This window comes from Streptomyces sp. NPDC046862 (genome assembly GCF_040704615.1).
Classification (GTDB): domain Bacteria; phylum Actinomycetota; class Actinomycetes; order Streptomycetales; family Streptomycetaceae; genus Streptomyces.
Genome location: NZ_JBEYXP010000027.1, coordinates 59,889 through 82,477 on the forward strand (window position 1 = coordinate 59,889; position 22,589 = coordinate 82,477).

The 22,589-nt window shown below is 72.2% G+C and carries 17 protein-coding genes and 1 pseudogene; 11 read left to right on the forward strand and 7 right to left on the reverse strand.

Annotation, left to right across the window (positions count from 1 at the left end):
• Positions 1 to 241 precede the first annotated feature (241 nt).
• Both AB0959_RS28035 and AB0959_RS28040 read left to right on the forward strand, forming a co-directional pair.
• A complete protein-coding gene (locus AB0959_RS28035; RefSeq protein ID WP_366829365.1) occupies positions 242 to 1,144 on the forward strand; it encodes an RNA polymerase sigma factor SigF in 903 nt (300 codons plus the stop codon).
• 477 nt (positions 1,145 to 1,621) lie between these two features.
• Positions 1,622 to 3,301, forward strand: a complete 1,680-nt coding sequence (locus AB0959_RS28040; RefSeq protein WP_366829366.1) for an RICIN domain-containing protein — start codon at positions 1,622 to 1,624, stop codon at positions 3,299 to 3,301.
• 27 nt (positions 3,302 to 3,328) lie between these two features.
• Here the strand turns inward: AB0959_RS28040 and hutI are convergent, their stop codons facing one another.
• The 4 genes from hutI to hutU form a co-directional block, all read right to left on the reverse strand.
• Positions 3,329 to 4,516 carry an imidazolonepropionase gene (gene hutI, locus AB0959_RS28045; RefSeq protein ID WP_366829367.1) on the reverse strand — a complete coding sequence of 396 codons (1,188 nt, stop codon included), beginning with the start codon at positions 4,514 to 4,516 and terminating at the stop codon, positions 3,329 to 3,331.
• Positions 4,517 to 4,536: 20 nt separating this feature from the next.
• The gene (locus tag AB0959_RS28050; protein WP_366829436.1) at positions 4,537 to 5,880 is read right to left on the reverse strand and encodes a formimidoylglutamate deiminase; all 1,344 of its coding nucleotides are present in this window, start codon (positions 5,878 to 5,880) and stop codon (positions 4,537 to 4,539) included.
• Complete coding sequence (locus AB0959_RS28055) at positions 5,871 to 7,073, reverse strand: allantoate amidohydrolase (protein WP_366829437.1); 1,203 nt, start codon at positions 7,071 to 7,073, stop codon at positions 5,871 to 5,873. Before AB0959_RS28055 ends, AB0959_RS28050 begins: the two co-directional genes overlap by 10 nt.
• Positions 7,074 to 7,342: 269 nt before the next feature.
• Positions 7,343 to 9,007, reverse strand: coding sequence for a urocanate hydratase (gene hutU / locus AB0959_RS28060; RefSeq protein WP_366829368.1), 1,665 nt, complete (start codon positions 9,005 to 9,007; stop codon positions 7,343 to 7,345).
• 339 nt (positions 9,008 to 9,346) lie between these two features.
• Between hutU and AB0959_RS28065 the strand changes: the two genes are divergently transcribed.
• The 9 genes and pseudogenes from AB0959_RS28065 to AB0959_RS28105 all read left to right on the forward strand — a co-directional run bounded on the left by AB0959_RS28065 (position 9,347) and on the right by AB0959_RS28105 (position 19,342).
• Complete coding sequence (locus AB0959_RS28065; protein WP_366829438.1) at positions 9,347 to 10,711, forward strand: diaminopimelate decarboxylase; 1,365 nt, start codon at positions 9,347 to 9,349, stop codon at positions 10,709 to 10,711.
• Between the two features lie 346 nt (positions 10,712 to 11,057).
• Entirely contained in the window at positions 11,058 to 11,456 is a 399-nt protein-coding gene (locus AB0959_RS28070; protein ID WP_366829369.1) for a hypothetical protein, read from the forward strand.
• Positions 11,457 to 11,545: 89 nt separating this feature from the next.
• A pseudogene (locus AB0959_RS28075) lies at positions 11,546 to 12,163 on the forward strand (hypothetical protein); the annotation flags it as partial.
• Between the two features lie 443 nt (positions 12,164 to 12,606).
• Entirely contained in the window at positions 12,607 to 13,140 is a 534-nt protein-coding gene (locus AB0959_RS28080; protein ID WP_366829370.1) for a roadblock/LC7 domain-containing protein, read from the forward strand.
• Positions 13,141 to 13,156: 16 nt separating this feature from the next.
• Positions 13,157 to 13,531: a hypothetical protein gene (locus AB0959_RS28085; RefSeq protein ID WP_366829371.1), complete on the forward strand. Its 375-nt coding sequence runs from the start codon at positions 13,157 to 13,159 to the stop codon at positions 13,529 to 13,531.
• 207 nt (positions 13,532 to 13,738) lie between these two features.
• Entirely contained in the window at positions 13,739 to 15,103 is a 1,365-nt protein-coding gene (locus tag AB0959_RS28090; RefSeq protein ID WP_366829372.1) for an APC family permease, read from the forward strand.
• 119 nt (positions 15,104 to 15,222) lie between these two features.
• Positions 15,223 to 17,487 carry an MMPL family transporter gene (locus AB0959_RS28095; protein ID WP_366829373.1) on the forward strand — a complete coding sequence of 755 codons (2,265 nt, stop codon included), beginning with the start codon at positions 15,223 to 15,225 and terminating at the stop codon, positions 17,485 to 17,487.
• A gap of 5 nt (positions 17,488 to 17,492) precedes the next feature.
• Positions 17,493 to 18,707: a sensor histidine kinase gene (locus tag AB0959_RS28100; RefSeq protein WP_366829375.1), complete on the forward strand. Its 1,215-nt coding sequence runs from the start codon at positions 17,493 to 17,495 to the stop codon at positions 18,705 to 18,707.
• Positions 18,704 to 19,342 (forward strand): response regulator transcription factor, encoded by a 639-nt coding sequence (locus AB0959_RS28105; protein ID WP_366829376.1) that lies wholly within the window; start codon positions 18,704 to 18,706, stop codon positions 19,340 to 19,342. Before AB0959_RS28100 ends, AB0959_RS28105 begins: the two co-directional genes overlap by 4 nt.
• Positions 19,343 to 19,416: 74 nt before the next feature.
• Here AB0959_RS28105 and AB0959_RS28110 read toward each other — a convergent pair whose 3' ends face one another.
• From AB0959_RS28110 to AB0959_RS28120, 3 genes are all read right to left on the reverse strand, one after another.
• A complete protein-coding gene (locus AB0959_RS28110; RefSeq protein WP_366829377.1) occupies positions 19,417 to 20,001 on the reverse strand; it encodes a hypothetical protein in 585 nt (194 codons plus the stop codon).
• A 99-nt stretch (positions 20,002 to 20,100) separates the two neighbouring features.
• A complete protein-coding gene (locus AB0959_RS28115; RefSeq protein WP_366829378.1) occupies positions 20,101 to 20,943 on the reverse strand; it encodes a MurR/RpiR family transcriptional regulator in 843 nt (280 codons plus the stop codon).
• A complete protein-coding gene (locus AB0959_RS28120; protein ID WP_366829379.1) occupies positions 20,940 to 22,490 on the reverse strand; it encodes an aromatic amino acid ammonia-lyase in 1,551 nt (516 codons plus the stop codon). The genes AB0959_RS28115 and AB0959_RS28120 overlap by 4 nt, the downstream gene beginning before the upstream one ends.
• Positions 22,491 to 22,589 lie beyond the last annotated feature (99 nt).

Consider the following 22,589-nt stretch of genomic DNA (forward strand, 5'->3'; position numbering starts at 1 on the left):
TCCCTCTCCCGACCGTCGTGGCTGTTGACTCGACATCGAACACTACGCCTTCCTCACGCTCTTCGACAGTCGAACAATCGCCCAGAGGTGGACATTTCGCTATAGACCGCACTTGCGGTGGAGTCGCGAAAACGGGTAGGGCTAGTAGGGACACAACCAACACGGCCGGCTTTGGAGGCGCCGCACACCGCAGTGCACGTATAGGCATCGGCGGCCATATGCCGAGAACGATGGAGGACACATGTCACCCCGGCTCGACGCATCGCATACCCAGAGGGCGACGTCGACACCCCCTCTGGAAGAAACTCAGGACGAGCTCGCCCACGAACTGACCGACGGGCTCGAGGGACTTCCGGAGATACCCCCGTACGACGAGGTGGGGCCGGTAGACGCACGGGCCCTGTCCAAGACTCTCTTCGAGCGGCTCGAATCCCTCGAGGAGGGCACGTACGAGTACTCGTACGTGCGCAACACCCTCGTCGAACTGAACCTCGCGCTCGTGAAGTTCGCCGCCTCCCGGTTCCGTTCCCGCAGCGAACCGATGGAGGACATCATCCAGGTCGGCACGATCGGCCTGATCAAGGCGATCGACCGCTTCGAACTCAGCCGTGGCGTCGAGTTCCCCACCTTCGCGATGCCGACCATCATCGGCGAGATCAAGCGCTTCTTCCGTGACACGAGCTGGTCGGTGCGCGTCCCGCGGAGACTGCAGGAGCTGCGCCTGGACCTGGCGAAGGCCGGCGACGAACTCGCCCAGAAGCTCGATCGTGCTCCGACAGTGGGAGAGCTGGCGGAGCGCTTGAGCCTCTCCAACGAAGAGGTCGTCGAGGGCATGGCGGCGTCGAACGCGTACACCGCCTCGTCGCTGGACGCACAGCCGGAGGAGGACGACTCCGAGGGCGCGCTGGCGGACCGGATCGGTTACGAGGACCACGGGCTCGAAGGCATCGAGTACGTCGAGTCGTTGAAGCCGCTGATCGCCGAACTCCCGCCGCGCGACCGGAAGATCCTGTCGCTGCGGTTCGTCGCCAACATGACGCAGTCCGAGATCGGGGACGAGCTCGGCATCTCCCAGATGCACGTGTCCCGGCTCCTGTCACGAACGCTCGTACGACTGCGCAGGGGTCTGACCGTCGAGGAGTGACCCTCCACCCACGTGAGTTCGCACGCCCGGTGTTCCGGCTTCGGCCGGGGCCCGGGCGTTCGCCGTACCGGGGGCCCCGATCGGTGGGTGCGAAAAAGTTCTGCCGTGCGTGCGGTGCCGTAAAGCCTGGTCCGGCGCGCAACCGCCCTGCCCCCGGGTGCTGTTACTCAGAGACACCCCTTTTCCCACTGGTCTCCTTCCATCACTATGGGCCCGCACGCCCGCCGGTACGCCGGCACGGTGGCGAGGAAGCCCACGGGGGGCTGGGAGGCAGGGGGAATGGCGCGCGGCGAACGGTACGACGGTGGCGCCGGGTCGGGGGACTCGGCAGGGGATCAGGCCGGGGATCGGGCAGAGGATCTGGCCGGGGACCATACGGGGGATCGGGCAGCGGACCGAGCAGGCGACCACGCAAGAGGTGCCCACGCAGGAGGCGCCCAGGCAAGGGGCGGTGACGAGTACGGCGTCCACGCCGCGATGCCCGACGACCGTCTCACCGACCTCCTCCGCGGCGACACCGCGGTCGCACAGCACGCTCTGGAGGAACTCCGGGCCCGCCACCGCGCCGCGGTCCTGGCATACGCCCGGCTCTACACGGCCGACGAACCGGCCGCCCGCCGGCTCACCGACCAGGCCTTCGTGTCGGCCGCCCACGAGACACTGCGCGGACTCGACCCGAAGAGCCCGTGGCGCCACCACCTGCTGCTCCTCACGGCCCGGGTGGCCGCCTCCTGGGCGTCGGACGACCGCGCCGTACATCTCACCCCGGGTCTGCTGTCCCATCTGAGCGAACCCGAACCCGAACCCGAACCCGCCCCCGGCTCCACCACCGAGCCACGGCTCCTCGCCGCCTTCCAGGCGCTGCCGACGCGGGTCCAGGGCCTGGTCTGGTACGGCGTCGTGGACGAGGAGCCCGACGAACGCACCGCCAGGTTCCTGGGCTGTACGCGCGAGGACGTGACGTACGGCGCGGAAGGGGCGTTCCAGGCCCTGCGCCACGCCGTGCTCGGCGCGCTCCTGGCCCGCTCGGCCGACCCGGACTGCCAGGACTTCCGGCGCCTCATCGAGGAGGCGGCCCGCCCCGACAACCCCCGCCACAGCCCCGACCTCCAGGACCACATGGCGACGTGCGGGCACTGCGCGGGCGCGTTCCGGGAGCTGTCCGCCCTGCGCGACACCCCGCGCACGGCGCTCGCGGAGGGGTTGCTGGCGTGGGGCGGCACGGCGTACGCAGGGGGCGGCCCGGCGTATGGCCTGGGCGGTCCGGCGGGTCCGGCGGGTCCGGCGGGTCCGGCGGGTCCGGCGGGTCCGGCGGGTCCGGCGGGTCCGGCGGGTCCGGCGGGTCCGGCGGGTCCGGCGGGGGCGCGTATCGCGGGCGCGCGTACGGATGGGGGTGGCGGTACGGCAGGTACGGCGTCCGCCGGCACCCGGTGGCCCGCACGGCTGCCCGTGCGCCGCCTCGCGCTCGCCTCCGCCGCGCTGGGTGTCGCGGTGGCACCGCTGCTGGTGTACCTGCTCACTTCGGGCGGCGCGGACCAGCAACAGGCCGCCGCCGCACAGCCGTCGACGCGTCCGCCCGCAACCTCGACACCGACGCCCGCTCCCAGCGCCACCCCCGCCGGCGAGTCGCCGACTCCGACGAGGAGCCCACGCCCGTCGAAGTCCCCCAGCCCCACGCCCACCCCGACCGCCACGAAGCCGAGACCGGCCCCGAAGCCGACCCCGACGAAGGACGAGCCCGGCCCGCCGAGCGGCACCTACGCCCAGGTCGTGAACGTCTCCACCGGCCTGTGCCTGGACATCCGCGGCGGCGAGCTGGAGAAGGGCACCGACGTCGTCACGGCCCGCTGTTCGTCCTCCCGCACCCAGTTCTGGCGCGTCGACACCGGCCGCGACGTCCTGCGGTCCTTCGCCGACCCCGACTACTGCCTCGACAGCCGCGGCTCCACGTCCCGGGGCGTCGGCATCTGGGAGTGCGTCTCGGTCGAGGGCCCCAACGGCCGCAACCTCCGCTTCACGGTCGACGCCGACGGCACCATCGCCCCGGCCGTCGCCCCCGGCCACGCGGTCACCCCGCTCGGCTCCGACACGCTGTTCCTGCTCCCGGACCAGGGGCGCGCGGAGCAGCGGTGGCGGGCGGGAGCGAAGGCCGGATGACCGGCCTCCGCACGGGCCCTATGTGCGCTATGTGACGGGCACCCCGCGCCGCCACACCTTCGACACCAGGGGCACTCCCGGGCGGTAGGCCAGGTGGACGTGGCTCGGGGCGTCGAGGAGGGCCAGGTCGGCGTGGGCGCCGGGGGTGAGGCGACCGACGTCCGTGCGGCGCAGGGCCGCCGCGCCGCCCGCCGTGGCCGACCACACCGCCTCGTCCGGCGTCATCCCCATGTCCCGTACGGCGAGGGCGACGCAGAACGGGACGGACGAGGTGAAGGACGAGCCCGGGTTGCAGTCGGTGGACAGGGCGACCGTGACACCCGCGTCGAGGAGGCGGCGGGCGTTCGGCCACTCGGCGCGGGTGGAGAACTCGGCGCCGGGGAGCAGGGTGGCGACCGTGTCGCTGTGCGCGAGGGCGTCGACGTCGTCGTCCGTCAGGTGGGTGCAGTGGTCGGCGCTGGCGGCGTCCAGTTCGACGGCGAGCCGGACGCCCGGGCCGTAGGTGAGCTGGTTGGCGTGGACGCGTGGGTGCAGGCCCTTCGCCTTGCCGGCCGTGAGGATCGCGCGCGCCTGGTCGCCGTCGAAGGCGCCCTTCTCGCAGAAGACGTCGATCCAGCGGGCGTACGGGGCGCAGGCGTCGAGCATCTCGCCGGTGACCAGGGCGACGTAGCCGGCCGGGTCCTCGGCGTAGTCGGGCGACACGATGTGCGCGCCGAGGTAGGTGACCTCGTCGGTGTGGGCGGCGGCGATACGCAGGGCGCGGGCCTCGTCCTCGACGGTGAGGCCGTAGCCGGACTTGGTCTCGAAGGTGGTCGTGCCCTGGCGGAGGGCCTCGGCGAGGTAGCGGGTGAGGTTCGCCTCCAACTCGGCGTCCGTCGCCGCGCGGGTGGCCGCGACCGTCGTACGGATGCCGCCCGCGCTGTAGCTGCGGCCGGACATCCGGGCGTTGAACTCCTGCGTGCGGTCGCCAGCGAAGACCAGGTGGGAGTGGGAGTCCACGAAGCCCGGGATCACCGCGCGGCCCTCGGCGTCGACCCGGTTGTCAGTGGCGGGTGCTTTGCTTGATTCACCGGTCCACGCGACGCGGTCGCCGTCGATGACGACGGCCGCGTCCTGGATCAGACCGAGGGGAGAGTTGTCACCGAGGGAGGGGTCGTTGGTGACCAGCGTGGCGATGTTGGTGATGACGGTGGTCGTGCCGTTGCTGCTGCTCATGGCGTCCTCGTGGGTGGTCGTCAGGCGCGGAGGGCTTCGACTGCCCGCGCGAGGGCTTGCGGCACATCCGGTACGAGCGCGTGGACCCCGTCGCGCACGACGTGCCGCCCCGCGACGACCGTGTGCCGTACGTCCGCTGCCGTCGCGGCGAATACGGCCGTCTCGGCGCCGAGCCGCGGCAGTGGCCCCGCTGTTCTGACCGAGTCGAGCGCGACCGTCGTGAGGTCGGCGAGCGCGCCGGGCTCGATGGTGCCCGCGCCCTCCCAGCCGAGGGCCGCGTGGCCGTCGGCCGAGGCCGCCCGCAGGAGGGCCGCCGCCGTCCAGTGACCTCGCGCGCGGGTGCGCAGGCGCTCGTTCAGCTCCATCGCGCGGGCCTCTTCGAGCAGGTCGATGACGGCGTGGCTGTCGGAGCCGAGGGAGAGCGGGGAGCCCTCGTTCTGCAGGGCGGACGCGGGACCGATGCCGTCGGCCAGGTCGCGCTCGGTGGTGGGGCACATGCAGGTGCCGGTGCCGCTGCCGCCGATGAGGGAGATGTCCTCGGCGGTGAGGTGGGTGTTGTGGACGCCGGTCGTGCGCGGTCCGAGGACGCCGTGCACGGCGAGCAGCTGCGTCGGCGTGCACCCGTGGGCCTCCAGGCAGGCATCGTTCTCGGCGGTCTGCTCGGACAGGTGCACATGCAGCGGGGCCCGCCGCTCCTCGGCCCAGCGGGCCACGGTCTCCAACTGGTCGGCGGGCACGGCCCGTACGGAGTGGATGGCCGCTCCGATCCGCGCGTGATCCCGTTCCTTGAGAACTGAACAGCGATCGGCCCACGCGTCCGCGTCGCCGTCGGAGAAGCGGCGCTGGTGGGTGTTGGGCTGTTGTCCGAAGCCGGAGGAGAGGTAGGCGGTGTCGAGGAGGGTGATGCGGATACCGGCTTCGGCGGCGGCCGCGATGAGGGCCTCGCCCATGGCGTTGGGGTCGGAGTAGGGGGTGCCGCCGGGGGCGTGGTGGACGTAGTGGAACTCCCCGACCGATGTGATGCCCGCCAGCGCCATCTCGGCGTACACGGCGCGGGCAAGGGCGTGGTAGGTGTCCGGGGTGAGCCGGTCGGCGGTGGCGTACATGACCTCGCGCCAGGTCCAGAAGGTGCCGGAGCCGACCTGGACGGTGCCGCGCAGGGCGCGGTGGAAGGCGTGCGAGTGGGCGTTCGCCAGCCCCGGGAGCGTCAGTCCGCGGAGGATCTCGGCACCCGGGGGCGGGGCTTCCTCACTGGTCCGAACGGCGGTGATACGGCCGTCCGCGACCTCGACGGCGACTCCCGGCTCGACGTGGGTGCCGAGCCATGCGTGCTCCAGCCAGTAGGTCTTCGGTGTCACCTGCAGGCCAGCCCTTCCAGTACGTCGGCGAGTGCGGTCACCCCGGCCACGCAGTCGTCCTCGGCGGCGTGCTCGGCCGGGGAGTGCGAGACACCCGTGGGGTTGCGCACGAACAGCATGGCGGTCGGGATGCTCCCGGACAGGATCCCGGCGTCGTGTCCGGCTCCGGTACCCAGGACGGGGACGGTGATGTCGGTGTCCTTGCCGAGGATGCGGGCGAGCTCGTCCCGCAGGGCGTGGTCGAACTCGACGACCGGGGTGAAGGACTCCCGGACGACGTCGAGGTCGATGCCCTGTGCCTCGGCGTACTCGCGGGCGGCCTTCTCGATGCCGCCGACGACGGTGTCGAGGGTGGCCTGGTCCTCGGCGCGGGAGTCGAGCCAGCCGCGGACCAGGGAGGGGACGGCGTTGACGCCGTTCGGTTCGACGGAGATCTTTCCGAAGGTGGCCACGGCACCGGCGAGTTCGGCCTCGCGGCGGGCGGCGAGCACGGTCTCGGCGTACGACAGCATCGGGTCCCGCCGGTCGACCAGCCGGGTGGTCCCCGCGTGGTTGGCCTCGCCCCGGAAGTCGAACCGCCACCGCCCGTGCGGCCAGATGGCGCTGGCGATGCCGACCGGGTCGCCGGACAGGTCCAGTGCCCGGCCCTGCTCGACGTGCAGCTCGACGAAGGCGCCGATGCGGGCGAGACGCTCGGGGTCGGCCCCGATGCCCTCGGGGTCGTAGCCGGCGGCCTCCATGGCCTTCGGCAGACTGACCCCGCCCCCGTCGGTGAGCCGATGCGCCTGCTCGACGCCGAGCTGCCCGGCGGCGAGCCGCGACCCGACACAGGCGAGCCCGAACCGGGCGCCCTCCTCGTCGCCGAAGTTGACGATGGCGAGGGGCTTGGTGAACCGCGCGTTCCTGCTCCGCAGTTCGTCGAGGGCGGCGAAGGACGACACGACCCCGAGGGGCCCGTCGAAGGCCCCGCCGTCGGGCACGGAGTCGAGATGAGACCCGGTGACGACGGCGCCCCCGGCCGCGGGATCCCCCAGCCAGGCCCACTGGTTGCCGTTCCGGTCGACCTCGTAGCTCAGCCCACGCGCCTCGGCCTGCTCCCGGAACCACGCCCGGCACTCGGCATCGGCCCCGGTCCAGGCGAAACGGCGGTAGCCGCCCGATGCGTGGTGCCGCCCGATGGGGGCCAGCTCACGCCACATCTCGTGGAAGGAACTGCCGCGCACGGGCTGTACAGGCTGCGAGCCATCGCCCCGTACAGGCTGCCCGCCTTCGCCCCGCACAGGCTGCCCGCCTTCGCCCCGCACAGGCTGCGGACCGTCGCTCCGCACAGGCTGTGGACCGTCGCCCCGCACAGGCTGTGGGCAGTCGTTCCGCGGAGCGGAACCGGTGGGCACAGCCGGACCCGCAGACGGCGACGAGACCTCGGCCCTCACCGGAGCGTTGCCGTTACCCCCGCCTTCGTTCTGGGTCACGCGTCGTCACCTTCGCGCATCGGCACCCGCACACCCCGCTCGCCGGCAACCGTTTCCGCGACGTCGTACCCGGCATCCACATGCCGGATGACCCCCATGCCCGGGTCGTTCGTCAGCACCCGCCGGATCTTCTCCCCACCGAGCTTCGTCCCGTCGGCCACCGTCACCTGCCCCGCGTGGATGGACCGCCCCATCCCGACCCCACCTCCGTGGTGAAGGGACACCCACGACGCGCCCGAGGCCACGTTGACCATGGCGTTGAGCAGCGGCCAGTCGGCGATCGCGTCGGAGCCGTCGAGCATGGCCTCGGTCTCGCGGTAGGGCGAGGCCACCGAGCCGCAGTCGAGGTGGTCCCGCCCGATGGCCAGCGGCGCGGCCAGCTCACCGCTCGCCACCATGTCGTTGAAGCGCTCACCGGCACGGTCCCGCTCCCCGTACCCCAGCCAGCAGATGCGCGCGGGAAGGCCCTGGAAGTGGACCCGCTCCCCGGCCATCTTGATCCAGCGGGCGAGGGACTCGTTCTCCGGGAAGAGGTCCAGGATCGCCTTGTCGGTCTTCGCGATGTCCGACGCCTCACCGGACAGGGCCGCCCAGCGGAAGGGGCCCTTGCCCTCGCAGAACAGCGGGCGGATGTAGGCGGGCACGAAGCCGGGGAAAGCGAACGCCCGCTCGTACCCGGCGAGTTGGGCCTCACCACGGATCGAGTTGCCGTAGTCGAAGACCTCCACGCCAGCGTCCATGAAGCCGACCATGGCCTCGACGTGCCGGGCCATCGACTCCCGCGCGCGAACCGTGAAGCCGGCGGGGTCCTTGGCCGCGTAGGAGGCCATGTCGTCGAAGTCGACGCCCAGCGGAAGGTACGCCAGCGGGTCGTGCGCCGAGGTCTGGTCGGTGACGATGTCCACGGGCGCGCCCTCGGCGAGCATGCGCGGCAGCAGCTCCGCCGCGTTGCCGAGCAGCCCGATGGACAGCGGCCGGCGGGCGTCTCGGGCCTCGACGGCGAGCTGGAGGGCGTGCTCCAGGGAGTCGGCCCGCACGTCCAGGTAGCGGTGCTCGATGCGGCGCTCGATCGCGCGCGGGTCGCAGTCGATGCAGATCGCGACGCCGTCGTTCATCGTCACGGCGAGCGGCTGGGCGCCGCCCATCCCGCCGAGCCCGGCCGTCAGCGTGATCGTCCCGGCGAGCGACCCGCCGAAGCGCTTGGCGGCGACGGCGGCGAAGGTCTCGTACGTGCCCTGCAGGATGCCCTGGGTGCCGATGTAGATCCACGAACCGGCGGTCATCTGCCCGTACATGGTGAGGCCGAGCTGTTCCAGCCTCCGGAACTCCTCCCAGTTGGCCCAGTCGCCCACCAGGTTGGAGTTGGCGATCAGCACGCGCGGCGCCCACTCGTGGGTCTGCATGACACCGACGGGACGGCCCGACTGCACGAGCATGGTCTCGTCCTGCTTCAGGGTCCGCAGGGTGCGCACCATCGCGTCGAAGGAGCGCCAGTCACGGGCTGCCTTCCCGGTGCCGCCATAGACGACGAGTTTGTCGGGGTGCTCGGCGACCTCGGGGTCGAGGTTGTTCTGCAGCATGCGCAGCGCGGCTTCCTGCTGCCATCCCAGGGCGCTCGTTTCCGTACCGCGGGGGGCTCGTACGGGGCGTGGTCCTGACACGGTCTGCCTCCTGGCGGTATGGCCGGCACGGCGCTCTGGCGGGCTACGGGCTGTTGCACTGCCTATTCACATCCTGAACCGCTGAATAGAACTAGTCAATACGACTTCACGCCAGCGGGGACGCGCGGCGGGTGTTTGGCTGGGCACACGGGACACTGGACAGACACCGGACACACGCCACGGCACACGCCAGGACAGACGGCAAGACGCACGGCAAGAAACACGCCGACGGGGGACACGATGGGGAACATGGAGCACGGATTCGCAGGCGGTGCCGACGAGAGGCGCACCGCACAAGAGGCCGAGACCATCAGCATGAAGCCCGGCACGGAGCGCGACATGGAGCACGGCGCGGAGCACGATGCCGAGCATGATGCCGAGCGCTCCGCGCGGCGGGACGAGGCGGTCCGCGCCGCCGTGGAGCAGGGGCTGGTGGGGCCGGGCAGCCCCGTCATCGGGCTCCTCGACGTCGCGGGCATCAGGGCGTCGGCGGCGGCGCTGCGGGCGGCGTTCGACGCGGTGACCGCGCCGGGCACCCCGGTCCTGCACGCGTTCGCGGTGAAGGCGACACCCCTCGTGCCCGTGCTGCGCCTGCTGCACGAGGCGGGCATCGGCGCGGAGGTGGCCAGCCCGGGAGAGCTGGCGCTCGCGCGGGCGGCGGGCATCACCCCGGCCCGGACGGTGCTCGACTCCCCGGCCAAGACCCCGGCCGAGCTGCGCGAGGCGCTGGCACTCGGCATCGCGGTCAACGCGGACAACCCCCAGGAACTCGATCGCATCGACACCCTGGTCCGCTCGGCGCCGACCCGCTCCCCCATCGGCATCCGGGTCAACCCGCAGGTCGGCGGCGGCACCATCGACGCGACGTCCACCGCCACGTCCACGTCGAAGTTCGGAGTGGCCCTCCAGGACGAGGGCGCCCGGGAGTGGGTCGTCCGCGCCTACGCGGAGCGCCCGTGGCTCACCCGGCTGCACGCGCACGCCGGCTCCCAGGGCGTTCCGCTCTCCCTGATGGCGCGGGGCCTGGAGGAGACGTACGTGCTCGCGGAGGAGATCAACCACCGCCTGGGGCGGCGCCAGATCGACACGATCGACATCGGCGGCGGTCTGCCGGTCAACTTCGGCTCGGACGCCACGACCCCGACGTTCACGCAGTACGCCCGTCTGCTGTCCGAGGCCGTGCCGGGACTGTTCGACGGGCGGTACGGCCTGGTCACCGAGTTCGGCCGGTCGCTGCTCGCGAAGCACGGCACGGTGGTCGCACGGGTGGAGTACGCCAAGCACGCGGGCGGCCGCCCCATCGCGGTCACCCACGCCGGGGTCCAGGTGGCGACCCGTACGGTCTACGCGCCGGCCTCCTGGCCCCTGCGCATCGCCGCGTACGACCCGAAGGGGCGCCCCAAGGAGGGGCCCGCCGTCGTCCAGGACATCGCCGGCCCCGCCTGCTTCTCCGGCGACCTGCTCGCCGAGGGCCAGTCCCTGCCGCTGCTCGACCAGGGCGACTACGCGGCCGCCCTGGACACGGGCGCGTACTACTTCGCCCACCACTACGCCTACAACTCCCTCCCCCGTCCCGCGATCCACGGCTTCGCGCCGGCCGGGCAGGGAGAGATCCGCTTCGCCCTCGTGCGGAAGGCGCAGACTCCGGCCGAGATCGTGGCCGAGTCGGGCGGCGACCACCCGAAGGCCCTCCTGGCCCTGTAGGCACCGCCGCCCCAGCCGCACGGCAGGGGCGCACGCGGCACTGACACACGCACCACCGGCGCACGCCGCACGGGCGCACACGGCGCCCCGTGCTTCAACACGTGCGCCCGCGGGCGCCGGCTTGACCTCCCGCACCGGGTACGGGGACGGCCAGCCGGCCCCATCACCGCAGTTCAGCGCACCTACCCCCGCACAGGCGCCAACGTCCCCCGAAACGGGGACAGTTGACCCACCTTAGTCACTCGGCGCATGTTCCACTGGAAAATGCCAGAACACTCACTCCTCGCGCACACGTTGCGTAGCTTCGTGGTCACTGAGCCGTACCCGAGGCGGGAGGGGAGCCACGGTGCCCGGAATCGACGAGTGTCTGGTGGAAGCCATGAGGCTGCCCGGTGCCCTGGGCGCCGCGGTGGTCGACTGGACCAGCGGCCTGGCGCTGGGCACGGTCGGTGACGCACCGGGCGGTGACCACGAGACGACCGCGGCCGAAGCGGCGGAGCTGGCCCGGCTCGCCGCCGAACACCGCGCGTTCGCGCCCGAGGGCGGCGCCGGCTGGGACGGCGAGGACCCACCTGTCGAGGACCTCATCGTCAGCAACCGGGACACCTACCACGTCCTGCGCTTCGTCCGGACGACCTTCGACAGCAGCGTCTTCCTCCACCTCTGGCTCGCCCGCGCCGACGGCAACCTCGCGCTCGCCCGCATCCGCCTGGGCGAGATGGCCGGACGGCTGGTGCTGGGATGACCGTGGTCAGCACACCGCGCACACCGCACACACCTCCGCCCGCGCTGCCCGTACGCCCGCGGCCTGTCGGCGGCCCCGCCCTGTCGCCCATGCTCCACCGTCTCGCCGCCGAGCGCGCCACCGGCGTCCTGCTCCGCGAGCGCGGCACGCTCTACCTCTGCGACGGCCAGGTCGTGCACGCCGAGAGCCCCGAGACCCCGGGCCTCGACGTGCTCCTCGCCACCGGCGGTGTCCTGGACGCCGAGGGGTGGCGGGAGGCGGTCGCTCAGGCGGGGGCGCGGCAGCGGGTCGGCCGGTATCTGGTCGACAGCGGCCGGGTCACCGAGGGCGCGCTGGAGCTGTGCCACACGGGGGCGCTGTTCGACGCGGCGTACTTCGTGCTCGGCCCGTCCAGCGCGCCCGCCCGCTTCCAGTACGGGGCGGCGCACTGGCTCGGCAAGGTGCGCCCCGTACCGGTGGCCGCGCTGGAGCGCGAGACCGTGCGCCGCCGCGAGCTGCTGCACCGCATCTGGCCCGACCCGGCGACGGACAGCGCGCCGCTGATACGGGCGGGGCGCAAGGCCGAGCCACCGGTCCCGGCCCGCCAGGAGGCCGTGCTGGACAAGGTGGACGGGGTACGCACGGCCGCGGACATAGCCCGGACTTTGGGCCGCCCGGCGTTCCACACCCTGGTCGACCTGCGCAGACTCGCCGCCGCCGGAATCGTCACCACGGCGCCGCTCCTCCCCGGCCGGCACGCCGCGGCCCCGGTGCCGGTGCCGGTGCCGACGGCACACCCGGCACCGCACCTGACACCACACCCGGCCGACGAGCCCGGCGCACCCCCGGAGCACACCGAACACGCAGACCCCACAGACCCCATAGACCCCACAGACCCCGCAGAACACCCCGCCCAAGCGGAACCCCCGAAGCACCCGCACCACCCGCACCACGCAGAGCCCACACAGAACCCCACCCCGGACCAGCGCCACCCGACCACCACCTCCCCCGACGCGCCACCACCCCTTCCCCGCACCACTCCCGACCCCGTGTCCGCCCTGCTCGCCATCCCCGCGGCGGACCCCGATGTCGCCCTGTTGCGTCGGCTCCGAGACGCCCTGGAGGCCCTGTGATCCGCGCGCTTCGACAGCGTGCCGAGAGGAGACTGCTCATGGCGGCGGAGGCCGAAGTCCTCGACGAACTCCGTCGGTTGCGGGCCCGTGTGCCCCAGCTGACCGGCGCGCTCGCGGCCAGCGTCGACGGCCTGGTCCTCGCCCAGGACACCCCCGGCGTGGAACCGGAGGGCGTGGCCGCGCTCACCGCGGCCGTCCTCGGCGTGGCCGTACGGATGACGGACGCCACCGGCCAGGGCGACTTCCGTGAACTGCTCGTCCGCGGCGAGCACGGCTACGTGGCGACGTACGCGGCGGGCTCCTCCACCGTGCTGACGCTGCTGGCCCAGGACCGGGTCAACGTCGGCCGACTGCACCTGGAGGGCCGCCGCGCAGGCACCCGTATCGGCGAACTGGTCGACGCCGCGGCGGCCCGCGCAGCCGAACCGCCGCTGAAGACCACGCCCAAGACCGCGTCCAAGGACACACCCAAGACCACCGCGGGCCCGGCCCCCACCCGGACGCGCACCACCCGGACCGTGCGGGCCACCGCCCGCCCGACTCCGAACACCGCAACCACCAGCGAGAGTTGAAAGGACCCACCACACCATGGCCAACACCGAGACCGCGCTGAAAGAGGCCCTCGCTTCCATCGAGGGCGCGACCGGAGCCGCCCTCGTCGACTACACCAGCGGCATGGCGCTGGGCACGATCGGCGGCAGCAAGGGCTTCGACCTGAACGTCGCGGCGGCCGGCAACACCGATGTCGTACGCGCCAAGCTGCGCACCATGGAGCACCTGGGGCTCAAGGGCGACATCGAGGACATCCTGATCAGCCTGAGCGACCAGTACCACCTGATCCGCCTGCTCACCGGCCGCGGCGGCAACGGACTGTTCCTCTACCTGGTGCTCGACGCCAAGCGGGCCAACCTGGCGATGGCCCGGCACCAGTTGAAGAGGATCGAGGCCGACCTGGAGGTCTGACAGACCCGGAGGTCCAGCGGACCGAGAACACGAAAGGCACGACGACGCGGCGGCGCGCCCCCACCCGGGGACGCGCCGCCCAGCCACGTCAGGGCGTGTCCCGGCCGGAAACCTCCGGTGAAGCTCTGAGAATGCCTGGGACACGCTTCCATGGCGCACGGCCGGGCAGAACATCCCCGGACGGGTCACCGATCGGGGGAGGTTCTCTTGTCCACCACCGAAACCACTACCGGGGCGTCGACGCCCGCCGAGGAGTCGGGCCTCAAGCGCGTCCTCGGCCCCAAGCTGCTGATCCTCTTCGTGATCGGCGACATCCTCGGCACCGGCATCTACGCGACCACCGGCAAGGTCGCCGGGAAGGTCGGGGGCGCGCTCTGGCTGCCGTTCGTCATCGGGTTCGTCGTGGCGATCCTGACGGCGGCCTCGTACGTGGAACTGGTCGGCAAGTATCCGAAGGCGGCGGGCGCGGCCCTCTACACCCAGAAGGCCTTCAAGCTGCCGTTCCTCACCTTCATCGTCGCGTTCATGGTGATGTGCTCGGGCCTGTCGTCCGCGAGCGCCGCGGCTCGCGCGTTCAGCGGTGACTACCTGGGCGAGCTGACGAACGACGCGCTGCCTCCCACCCTGATCGCGATCCTCTTCATCGTCCTCCTCGCCGCCCTGAACCTGCGGGGCGTCGCGGAGTCGGTCAAGGCGAACGTCGTCCTGACCCTCGTCGAGCTCACCGGCCTGCTGATCATCCTCACGATCGGCGCGTGGGCCGTCATCACGGGCGACGGGGAGCCGTCCCGTCTGACCGAGTTCGAGGCGAGCGGCACGGGGTACGCCCTGATCACGGGCGTTCTGGGCGCCACGGCCCTCGGTTTCTTCGCGTTCGTGGGCTTCGAGGACTCGGTGAACATGGCGGAGGAGACGAAGGACCCGGTCAGGACCTTCCCGCGGGCCATCTTCATCGGCGTGGCGGTCACGGGCACGATCTACGTCCTGGTCGCGCTGGTCTCGTCCCTCCTCGTCGACTACAAGACGCTGGAGGGCTCGAGCGGGCCCCTGCTGGAGGTCGTGAAGGCGGGCGGCGTGGAGTTCCCGCACAAGCTCTTCGCGCTGATCGCGCTCTTCGCGGTGACCAACTCGGCGCTCATCAACATCATGATGGCCTCCCGTCTCTGCTACGGCATGGCCAACGAGCGCATCCTGCCCCGTGGCATGGCCCGCGTCCTGCCCCATCGCCGCACGCCGGTCGTCGGCATCGTCTTCGTCACCCTGCTGGCCATCGGTCTGGTGTCCACGGGAGAGATCGAGGGCCTCGGCGACACCACCGCCTTCCTCCTGCTCTGTGTCTTCGCGGTGGTCAACATCTCGGTCCTGGTCCTGCGCCGCGACCGGGTGGACCACGCGCACTTCCGCACTCCCACGGTCCTGCCGGTCCTGGGCGCCATCACGGCCCTGATCCTCGCCAGCCCTCTCGCCGACCGTCCGGCCGACGTCTACATCCGGGCAGGCGTTCTCGTGGCCATCGGCATCGGCCTGTGGGCGGTGAACAAGCTGGTTCTCAAGGCGCGCGGCGAGTCCTGAGGCCCCCTCGGCGGCGACCCGGGGGTTTGCCTCACCCTCCGGGTCCGCCGATCGGTTGACGGCAAGTTCAACCTGACACCTCTGTCCGTCAACTGCCCTGGCCAGCAAGGCTTTTGGGCATGAACTCACACACTGTGCGCGTGGCCCGATGGAGCGCGCGGCACCCCTGGCGCGCGGTCGCCGGCTGGCTGGTGTTCGTGGTGCTGTGCCTGGTCGTGGGCGGGGCGGTCGGCACCAACAGCGCCAGAACGGCGGACTACCGCGTCGGCGAGGCGGGCCGCGCCGAGGCCATGGCGGCCGAGGACCACCTGGAACGCCGGTCCACCGAGCAGGTGCTGATCTCCGCCCGGTCGGACACCGTCAACAGACAGAACAGGAAGCACGAACAGGACGCCGAGGCGGCCGCGGGGGACCTCACCGCCCGGATGAGGTCCCTGCCCGAGGTCGCGGACGTGGCCGCCCCGCTGTGGTCCGGCGACGGCCGGATCCTCATGGTCGAGGTGGCACTGAAGGGCGAGGAGCGGGACGCCAAGGACAAGGTCGACGCGCTGACCGCCCAGACCGCCGCCGTCCAGAAGTCCCACCCGCGACTGCTGCTGGAGGAGACCGGATCGCCCTCCATCAGCAAGGGAGTGGACCAGCAGCGCGGCGACGATCTGGCGCTGTCGGAGATGATCACGCTGCCGGTCACCCTGGTGACGCTGCTCGTCGTGTTCGGTTCGGTCGTCATGGCCGCGGTGCCGCTGCTGCTCGCCCTGTCGTCGATCGCGGCGGCGGTGGGCCTGTCGATGGTGGTCTCGCACGTCTCCCCGGACGCCGGCGTCGGTACGAACGTCATCCTGATGATCGGCCTGGCGGTGGGCGTCGACTACACGCTCTTCTACCTGAAACGGGAGCGCGAGGAGCGGGCCCGCGCCGACGGCCGGCTGAGCACCGAGGCGCTGGTGGAGCTGGCGGCGGCCACGTCGGGCCGGGCGGTCGTGGTCTCGGGCCTGGCGGTCGTCGCCTCCACCGCGACCCTGTACCTGGCCTCCGACGTGATCTTCTCCTCGCTCGCCACCGGCACGATCGTGGTCGTCCTGGTCGCCGTGGCCAGCTCCCTGACGGCGCTGCCCGCGCTGCTGGCCGCCCTCGGGAAGCGGGCGGAACGCAGGGCACGGCGCCGGGCGGAGCGCGGCAAGCCGACCCGGCGCACGCGCCACGAGGGGCACCGTGAAGGGCTCCGCGAGGGGCTCCGCGAGGGGCGCGAGAGCGGTGGCGGCCGCGTCTGGACGGCACTGCTGCGGCCCGCAGCCCGGCACCCCCTCGCCACGCTCTGCGTCTCGGTCCTCGCCCTCCTCGCCCTCGTCCTTCCCCTTGCCGGGCTGAAGATCACCGAGATGAGCCGGGACACGCACTCCCGCGAGATCCCCGCGATGCGGGTCTACGACCGCCTCAACGAGGCGTTTCCCGAGCAGCGCGTCCAGCACGAGGTCGTCGTACGCGCCGACGCCTCACGCGCCGAGGAGGTCACCCGGGCACTGCGCAGGACCGCTGAACTCGCCGACGCCGACCCGCTGTTCACGGACTACTCACTGATCAGGACGTCCGACGACCACCGGATCAGCGTCCTACGGCTGAAGGTCCCGCACCTCGGCAACTCCGATCAGGCGTACGACTCCCTCGACCACCTGCGCGACGACTACCTGCCCGCCACCGTCGGCCGGGTCCGGGGCGCGGAGTACGGCGTCAGCGGCGACGTCGCCCGCTACGCCGACTATCCGGCCCACCAGAACGGCAAACTGCCCCTCGTCCTCGGGGCGTTGCTCCTGGTGACGTTCGCGATGACCGTGTACGCCTTCCGTTCCGTGGTGCTCGGCCTGATCGGCGTCGTACTGAACCTGCTGTCGGCCGCGGCCGCGCTCGGACTGCTCGTCCTCGTCTTCCAGGGGACCTGGGCGGAGGGGCTGCTGGGCTTCCACTCCACCGGCTCGATCGGATCGCGTGTCCCGCTCTTCCTCTTCGTGATCCTCTTCGGGCTGTCCATGGACTACCAGGTGTTCGTGGTCAGCCGGATCAGGGAGGCGGTGCTCGACGGGGTCCCCACACGGCAGGCGGTGCTCGACGGGATCCGCACGTCGGCGAGCGTGGTCACCAGTGCCGCGGTCGTGATGACGACCGTCTTCGTCAGCTTCGTCTTCCTGCACATCATCGAGATGAAGCAGATCGGCTTCGTCCTCGCGGCGGCCGTCCTGCTCGACGCCTTCGTCGTCCGGATCATGATCCTGCCGTCGGCCCTGCTCCTGCTCGGTGACGCGACCTGGTGGCCGTCACGTGCGACGCGACGGGCACCGGCCGCGCCGGGCCGGGCGGACCACAACTCGCCGGTGGTCGACGTACGTTGATCGGTATGACCGCTCTCGCCGGGCCCTCCGCCGACGCCTTCTGGGCCACGTCCCTGCGCCGCTGGAACGCGGTGTGCTGGGTGCTGTTCGCCGCGATGGCCGTCGGGCTCGCCGCCATGGACCAGCCCGACGGGAGCAGGTACGGGGCGCTCGCGCTGCTCGGCTGCGTCGTGCTCTGCTACGCGCTCCTCGACCGCTTCCCGGACAACCCCGTCGTACGGCCGCACGTCTACCTCTGCGTCCTGGTGCTCGCGCTGGGCGGGCTGGCGCTTCTGGGCAGCAGCTACGCGGCGCTGTTCATGGTGACGCTGCCGCACTACTGGATGTTCGGGCGCACCCCCAGGACGTCGATGGGGTTCCTGGGCCTTGCGGCGGCGGCGACCCTGGCGGGGACCTCGATCCGGCAGGGCTGGTCGCGGGAGTTCTTCAGCGAGACGCTGGTGTCCACCCTGATCGTCGTCGCCGTGGGGGTCCTGATCGGGCTGTGGGCGCACTCGGTGGTCGCGCAGAGCACCGAACGGGCCCGGCTGATCGTCGAGTTGGAGCGGATCCAGGCCGAGCTTTCCCAGGCGCACCAGCGTCAGGGCGCGGCGGACGAACGGGAGCGGATCGCCCGGGACATCCACGACACCCTCGCGCAGGGGTTCGCGTCGATCGTCGTGCTGGCGGAGGCGGCCCGGGCGGGACTCGCCTCCGATCCGGCACGCAGCGAACGACAGCTGCGCTCGATCGAGTCGACGGCCCGCGAGAACCTCGCCGAGGCACGGGAGCTGGTGGGCTCGGCACAGCGGCAGGGCGACGCGGCGGCCGGGTCCGTGGCTGGGACACTGCGCCGCGTCCTCGACCGCTTCGCGGAGGACACGGGGTCCACCGTGGACGCCGACCTGGCGGAGGTGGCGTGCGACCAGCAGACCCGGATCGCGCTGCTGCGCTGCACCCAGGAGTCGCTGGCCAACGTCCGCAAACACGCCCACGCGTCCACGGTCGGGGTGATCCTGACCCTCCGGCCGTACGGGGTGGTGGAGCTGGAGATCACCGACGACGGCACCGGTTTCGATCCGGAGGAGTCGACGGGCTTCGGCCTCGAAGGGATGCGCAGACGTCTGGCGGAACTGGGCGGCAGGCTGACGGTCACCAGCTCGGTCGGCGACGGCACGCGCGTCCTGGCGGTGATCCCGCTGGAGACGCCCGGCCCCACGGGGAAGGAGAGGGAGAGATGACCAGCGGACGGATCCGCGTCGTCGTCGTGGACGACCACACGGTGATGCGGGCGGGAGTGGTCGCCCTGCTCGCCGGTGAGGACGGCATCGAGATCGTCGGGGAGGCGGGGGACGGCAGGGCCGCCCTCGAGATCGTCGAACTCCACGACCCCGATGTCGCGCTGGTCGACCTGCGGATGCCGGTGCTCGACGGGGTGGGGACGACCGCCGAGATCGTCGCCCGGCACCCGCGCACCCGGGTCCTGATCCTCACGACGTACGACACCGACCAGGACATCGAGCGCGGGGTGGAGGCCGGCGCCATCGGCTATCTGCTCAAGGACACCACCCGCGAGCAGCTCGCCGACGCGATCCGGTCGGCGGCGCGCGGCGAGACCGTCCTCGCGCCCCGGGTGGCCGAGAAACTGATCGCGCGGATGCGGCGCCCGGCCCAGGACCCGCTGACCGCCCGCGAGACCGACGTTCTCAACGCGGTCGCCGACGGCCTCACCAACGCCGAGATCGGAAAACGTCTCGTCATCACCGAGGCCACGGTCAAGACCCACCTGCTGCGCCTGTTCGCCAAGCTGGACGTGAACGACCGGACGCGGGCGGTGGTGGTGGCCATGGAGAGGGGACTGCTGAGGAGGCCGTAGACGCCATCCAGCGCGGCTCCCCGGCACCTCCCAGCCCTTCCGGCGTTCGAGGAGTTGGGGGCCGGGGCGCCCCCCTAAACCCGCCCGGCCACCACCCGCCGCGCACCTCCGGGCGCCGCGTCCCCCGCGGCCACCCCGGTCGCCCGGTACCCCTTCACCCGCGTGCCCGCAGGCGCCCCGCCGCGCCCCGACAGCCAGTCGACCCGTACCCACAGCAGCGCGTCCCCGGACCGCTCGATCCGCCCGATCCACATCGCCTTCAGCCGCAGCCCCGCCCCCACACCGGCGACCAGCATGCCACCGGCCGCCGGCACGACGAACGCGCTCCCCAGTGCGGCCAGGAAGCTCAGCACCAGCCACCACCGGTGCCCGCGCCGCCAGTTCCGTACCGCCACCCACCGGTCCTGGAGCACGTCGTGCTTGCCCGCCCGGGAGGCCCCCCGGGCCAGCGTCCGGTACCGGTTCCGCCGCGCGCCGGACACCACGGCCACCGCCACCAGGAACAGGGCCGCCCCGGCCATGACCCCGATGCGCCGACCCGTCAGTCCCGGCACGAGCACGCCGATGCCCGCCGCGAGCACCCCGAGCCACCACAACGGCGTGGCCCCCGCTCGCACCACGACGGCCACCCGTGCCAGTCCCTGCCCTCCGCGCGTCACGTTCCGCCTCCTCGGCTTGTGAAGGTGTACGGCTACGCGGGGCACGCTAGCCAGCGAACGTGAGACCTCCCTGAGAACCGCTCACACCGCCGGCACCGCTCACTCCACGAACAGCCCCCGGGCGGCGGCCCGCGCGTCGAACTCCTCCAAGCGCGCCTGCGCGCCCGGCAGGTCGTCACACATCGCCTCCAGCAACACCCGCCCCAGCAGCATCGGCGAGCACGCGGTGTCGAAGGCGAGGCCCGTTCCCACGGCGGCGGGCAGCAGCAGGTCCGACACCTTGGCCACGGGCGCGAAGGCCGAGTCGGCCACCGTCACCACCGTGAGCCCGGACTGTTTCGCGTACGTCAGCCCGTCCACGACCTCCCGCGGGTGCCGCGGCAGCGCGAAGCACAGCAGCGCGCTCGCCCCGGCCGACACGGCGGCGTCGATCCGGTCGTGCAGCATGGTGCCGCCCTCGTTCAGCAGCCGTACGTCCGGATGGACCTTCGCCGCGAAGTACGAGAACCCGTACGCCTGGGCCGCGGCGGCCCGCAGCCCGAGCACCGGCAGCGGGCGCGAGGCCGCCAGCAGCCGCCCCGCCCGCTCCACCGGCCCCGGGTCCGCCAGCAGTTCCGCCAGGTGCCGCAGGTTCTCGATCTCGGCCTCGACGGCCTGCTGGTACTCGTTGTACGACGCCGTGTCGGCGGCCGGCTCCGCGGGCGTGACCTCGCGCAGGTGCCGCCGCAGCGCCGGGTAGCCGTCGAAGCCGAGGGCCACCGCGAACCGGGTGACGGACGGCTGGCTGACCCCGGCCAGCTCGGCCAGCTCCACGCTGGACAGGAACGGCACGTCCACGGCACGCCGCACCATGCTGTGCGCGATGCGCCGCTGTGTCGGCGTCAGCCGGTGCCCCTCGAAGAGCGCCTGAAGGCGCGCCGCAGGGCTGTCGGTCACGCTCATGACGAGCTTCCCCTCCCAAAGTCCCGACGGACGCCTCGAGCATCGGCGGCATCCGTCCCGATGTCCGTGAACCGGTCCAGCAGTGCGGCCGCCGCGCCCACGTCGTCCGTGAGCGGCCGGTCGGCCTGGTCCGCGTCGAGCACCGCCTCGGCCAGCTCCAGCGCCCGCCCGGCCGGCACCCCGGGATCGGGCCGCAGGTCGCGCTGGCGCAGGGCCCGCACGGCGGCGACGAGTTCGCAGCCGACGACGAGACGGTACGCATCGCACGACCGCAGCGTCTGCCGTGCGGCCAGCGAGGCGAAGCTGGCCTGTTCCTCGACGCCTCGGGAGAGTACAGCGTGGCCGAGCGACGCGGGCGCCGCGAAGGCCCGCAGATCTCCGAGGGCGGCCGCGGCGGCGTACTCCAGGATCATCACGCCCGAGGAGGCGGGCTCGTGATCGGCGAGGAAGGGGCGCAGCCGGGTGTGGGCGGGCTCGTTCAGGGTGGAGAGCCGGGACGTCGACAGCAGCGCCACCTGCATGACGGCGAGCCTGAAGTGGTCCAGTTCCACGGCCAGTTGGGCCTGGTAGAAGCCGCCGTGGTGGTACGCGGCCATGTCTTCGGGGCAGATCAGGGGGTTCTCGGCGGCGGCGTTGATCTCCACCTGCAGCACGCGTTCCAGCGCGTCCGCCGCGTCGAGCGCCGGCCCGTGGATCTGCGGCAGGCAGCGGAAGCCGTACGGGTCCTGAAGACGCCCCAGAGGTGGTGTCGGCCGGTCCTCGGCGCCGATCAACGTCCGCATGCGCCGGGCCACTTCGCGTGATCCCGGGTGTGGACGGGCGGCGTGCACGGGGGCCGCGTACGCCTCGTGCGAGCCGTCGACGGCGACCAGCGAGAGCGCGGCGACGACCTGTGTGGCGGCGAGCAGCCGGCGCAACTCGTGCAGGGCCAGCGCGGACTGACCGAGGGTGAGGGCGTTGCTGCTGATCAGGGCGAGCGCGTCGTTGTTGTCGAGCGGCTGCGGTTGGGGGGCGTCGTCTCCCCGCCAGGGGTGCTCCCCCGCCAGGGCGAGCCCCATCTGGGCGAGTGCGGCGATGTCGCCGGTGCCCACCGAACCGAACTCGTTGACCACGGGGTACGCGCCGCTCTCCAGCGCCTCGCACAGCGCCGTGACCACGCTGGGCCGCAGCCCGGCGCCGCCGGCGAGCAGCTGGTTGGCCCGTACGGCGAGCATGCTCCGCACCTCCCGCGCGGGCAGCTCCGCCCCGATCGCCCCCGCGTGGCTGCGCAGCAGCCGCAGCCCGTGCCCGGCGGCGGTCTCGGTCGGGACGTCCTCGGTCCGGTTGGCGCCCACGCCGGTGGAGCGGCCGTACACCCTGCCGGTCGCCGCGATCTGCCGGGCCGCGTCCCAGGACTCCTCCACGCGCTTCATCGCTTCCGCGTCGGGCACGGGCCGGGCGGCCCCGTCGGCGAGCCGTACGACGTCCTCGACACCGGCGCGACTGCCGTCCAGGACCACGATGCGGGCCGACACGGACCCCGGAGCGTCCACGATTCGAGACGACATCACTCGCAAACACCCCTTAAATCGGACAGATGATCTCACTTGGCGATCACATGTAACCAGCGATTAACGCCGAGGCGTTGACAACCTATTCACACACCT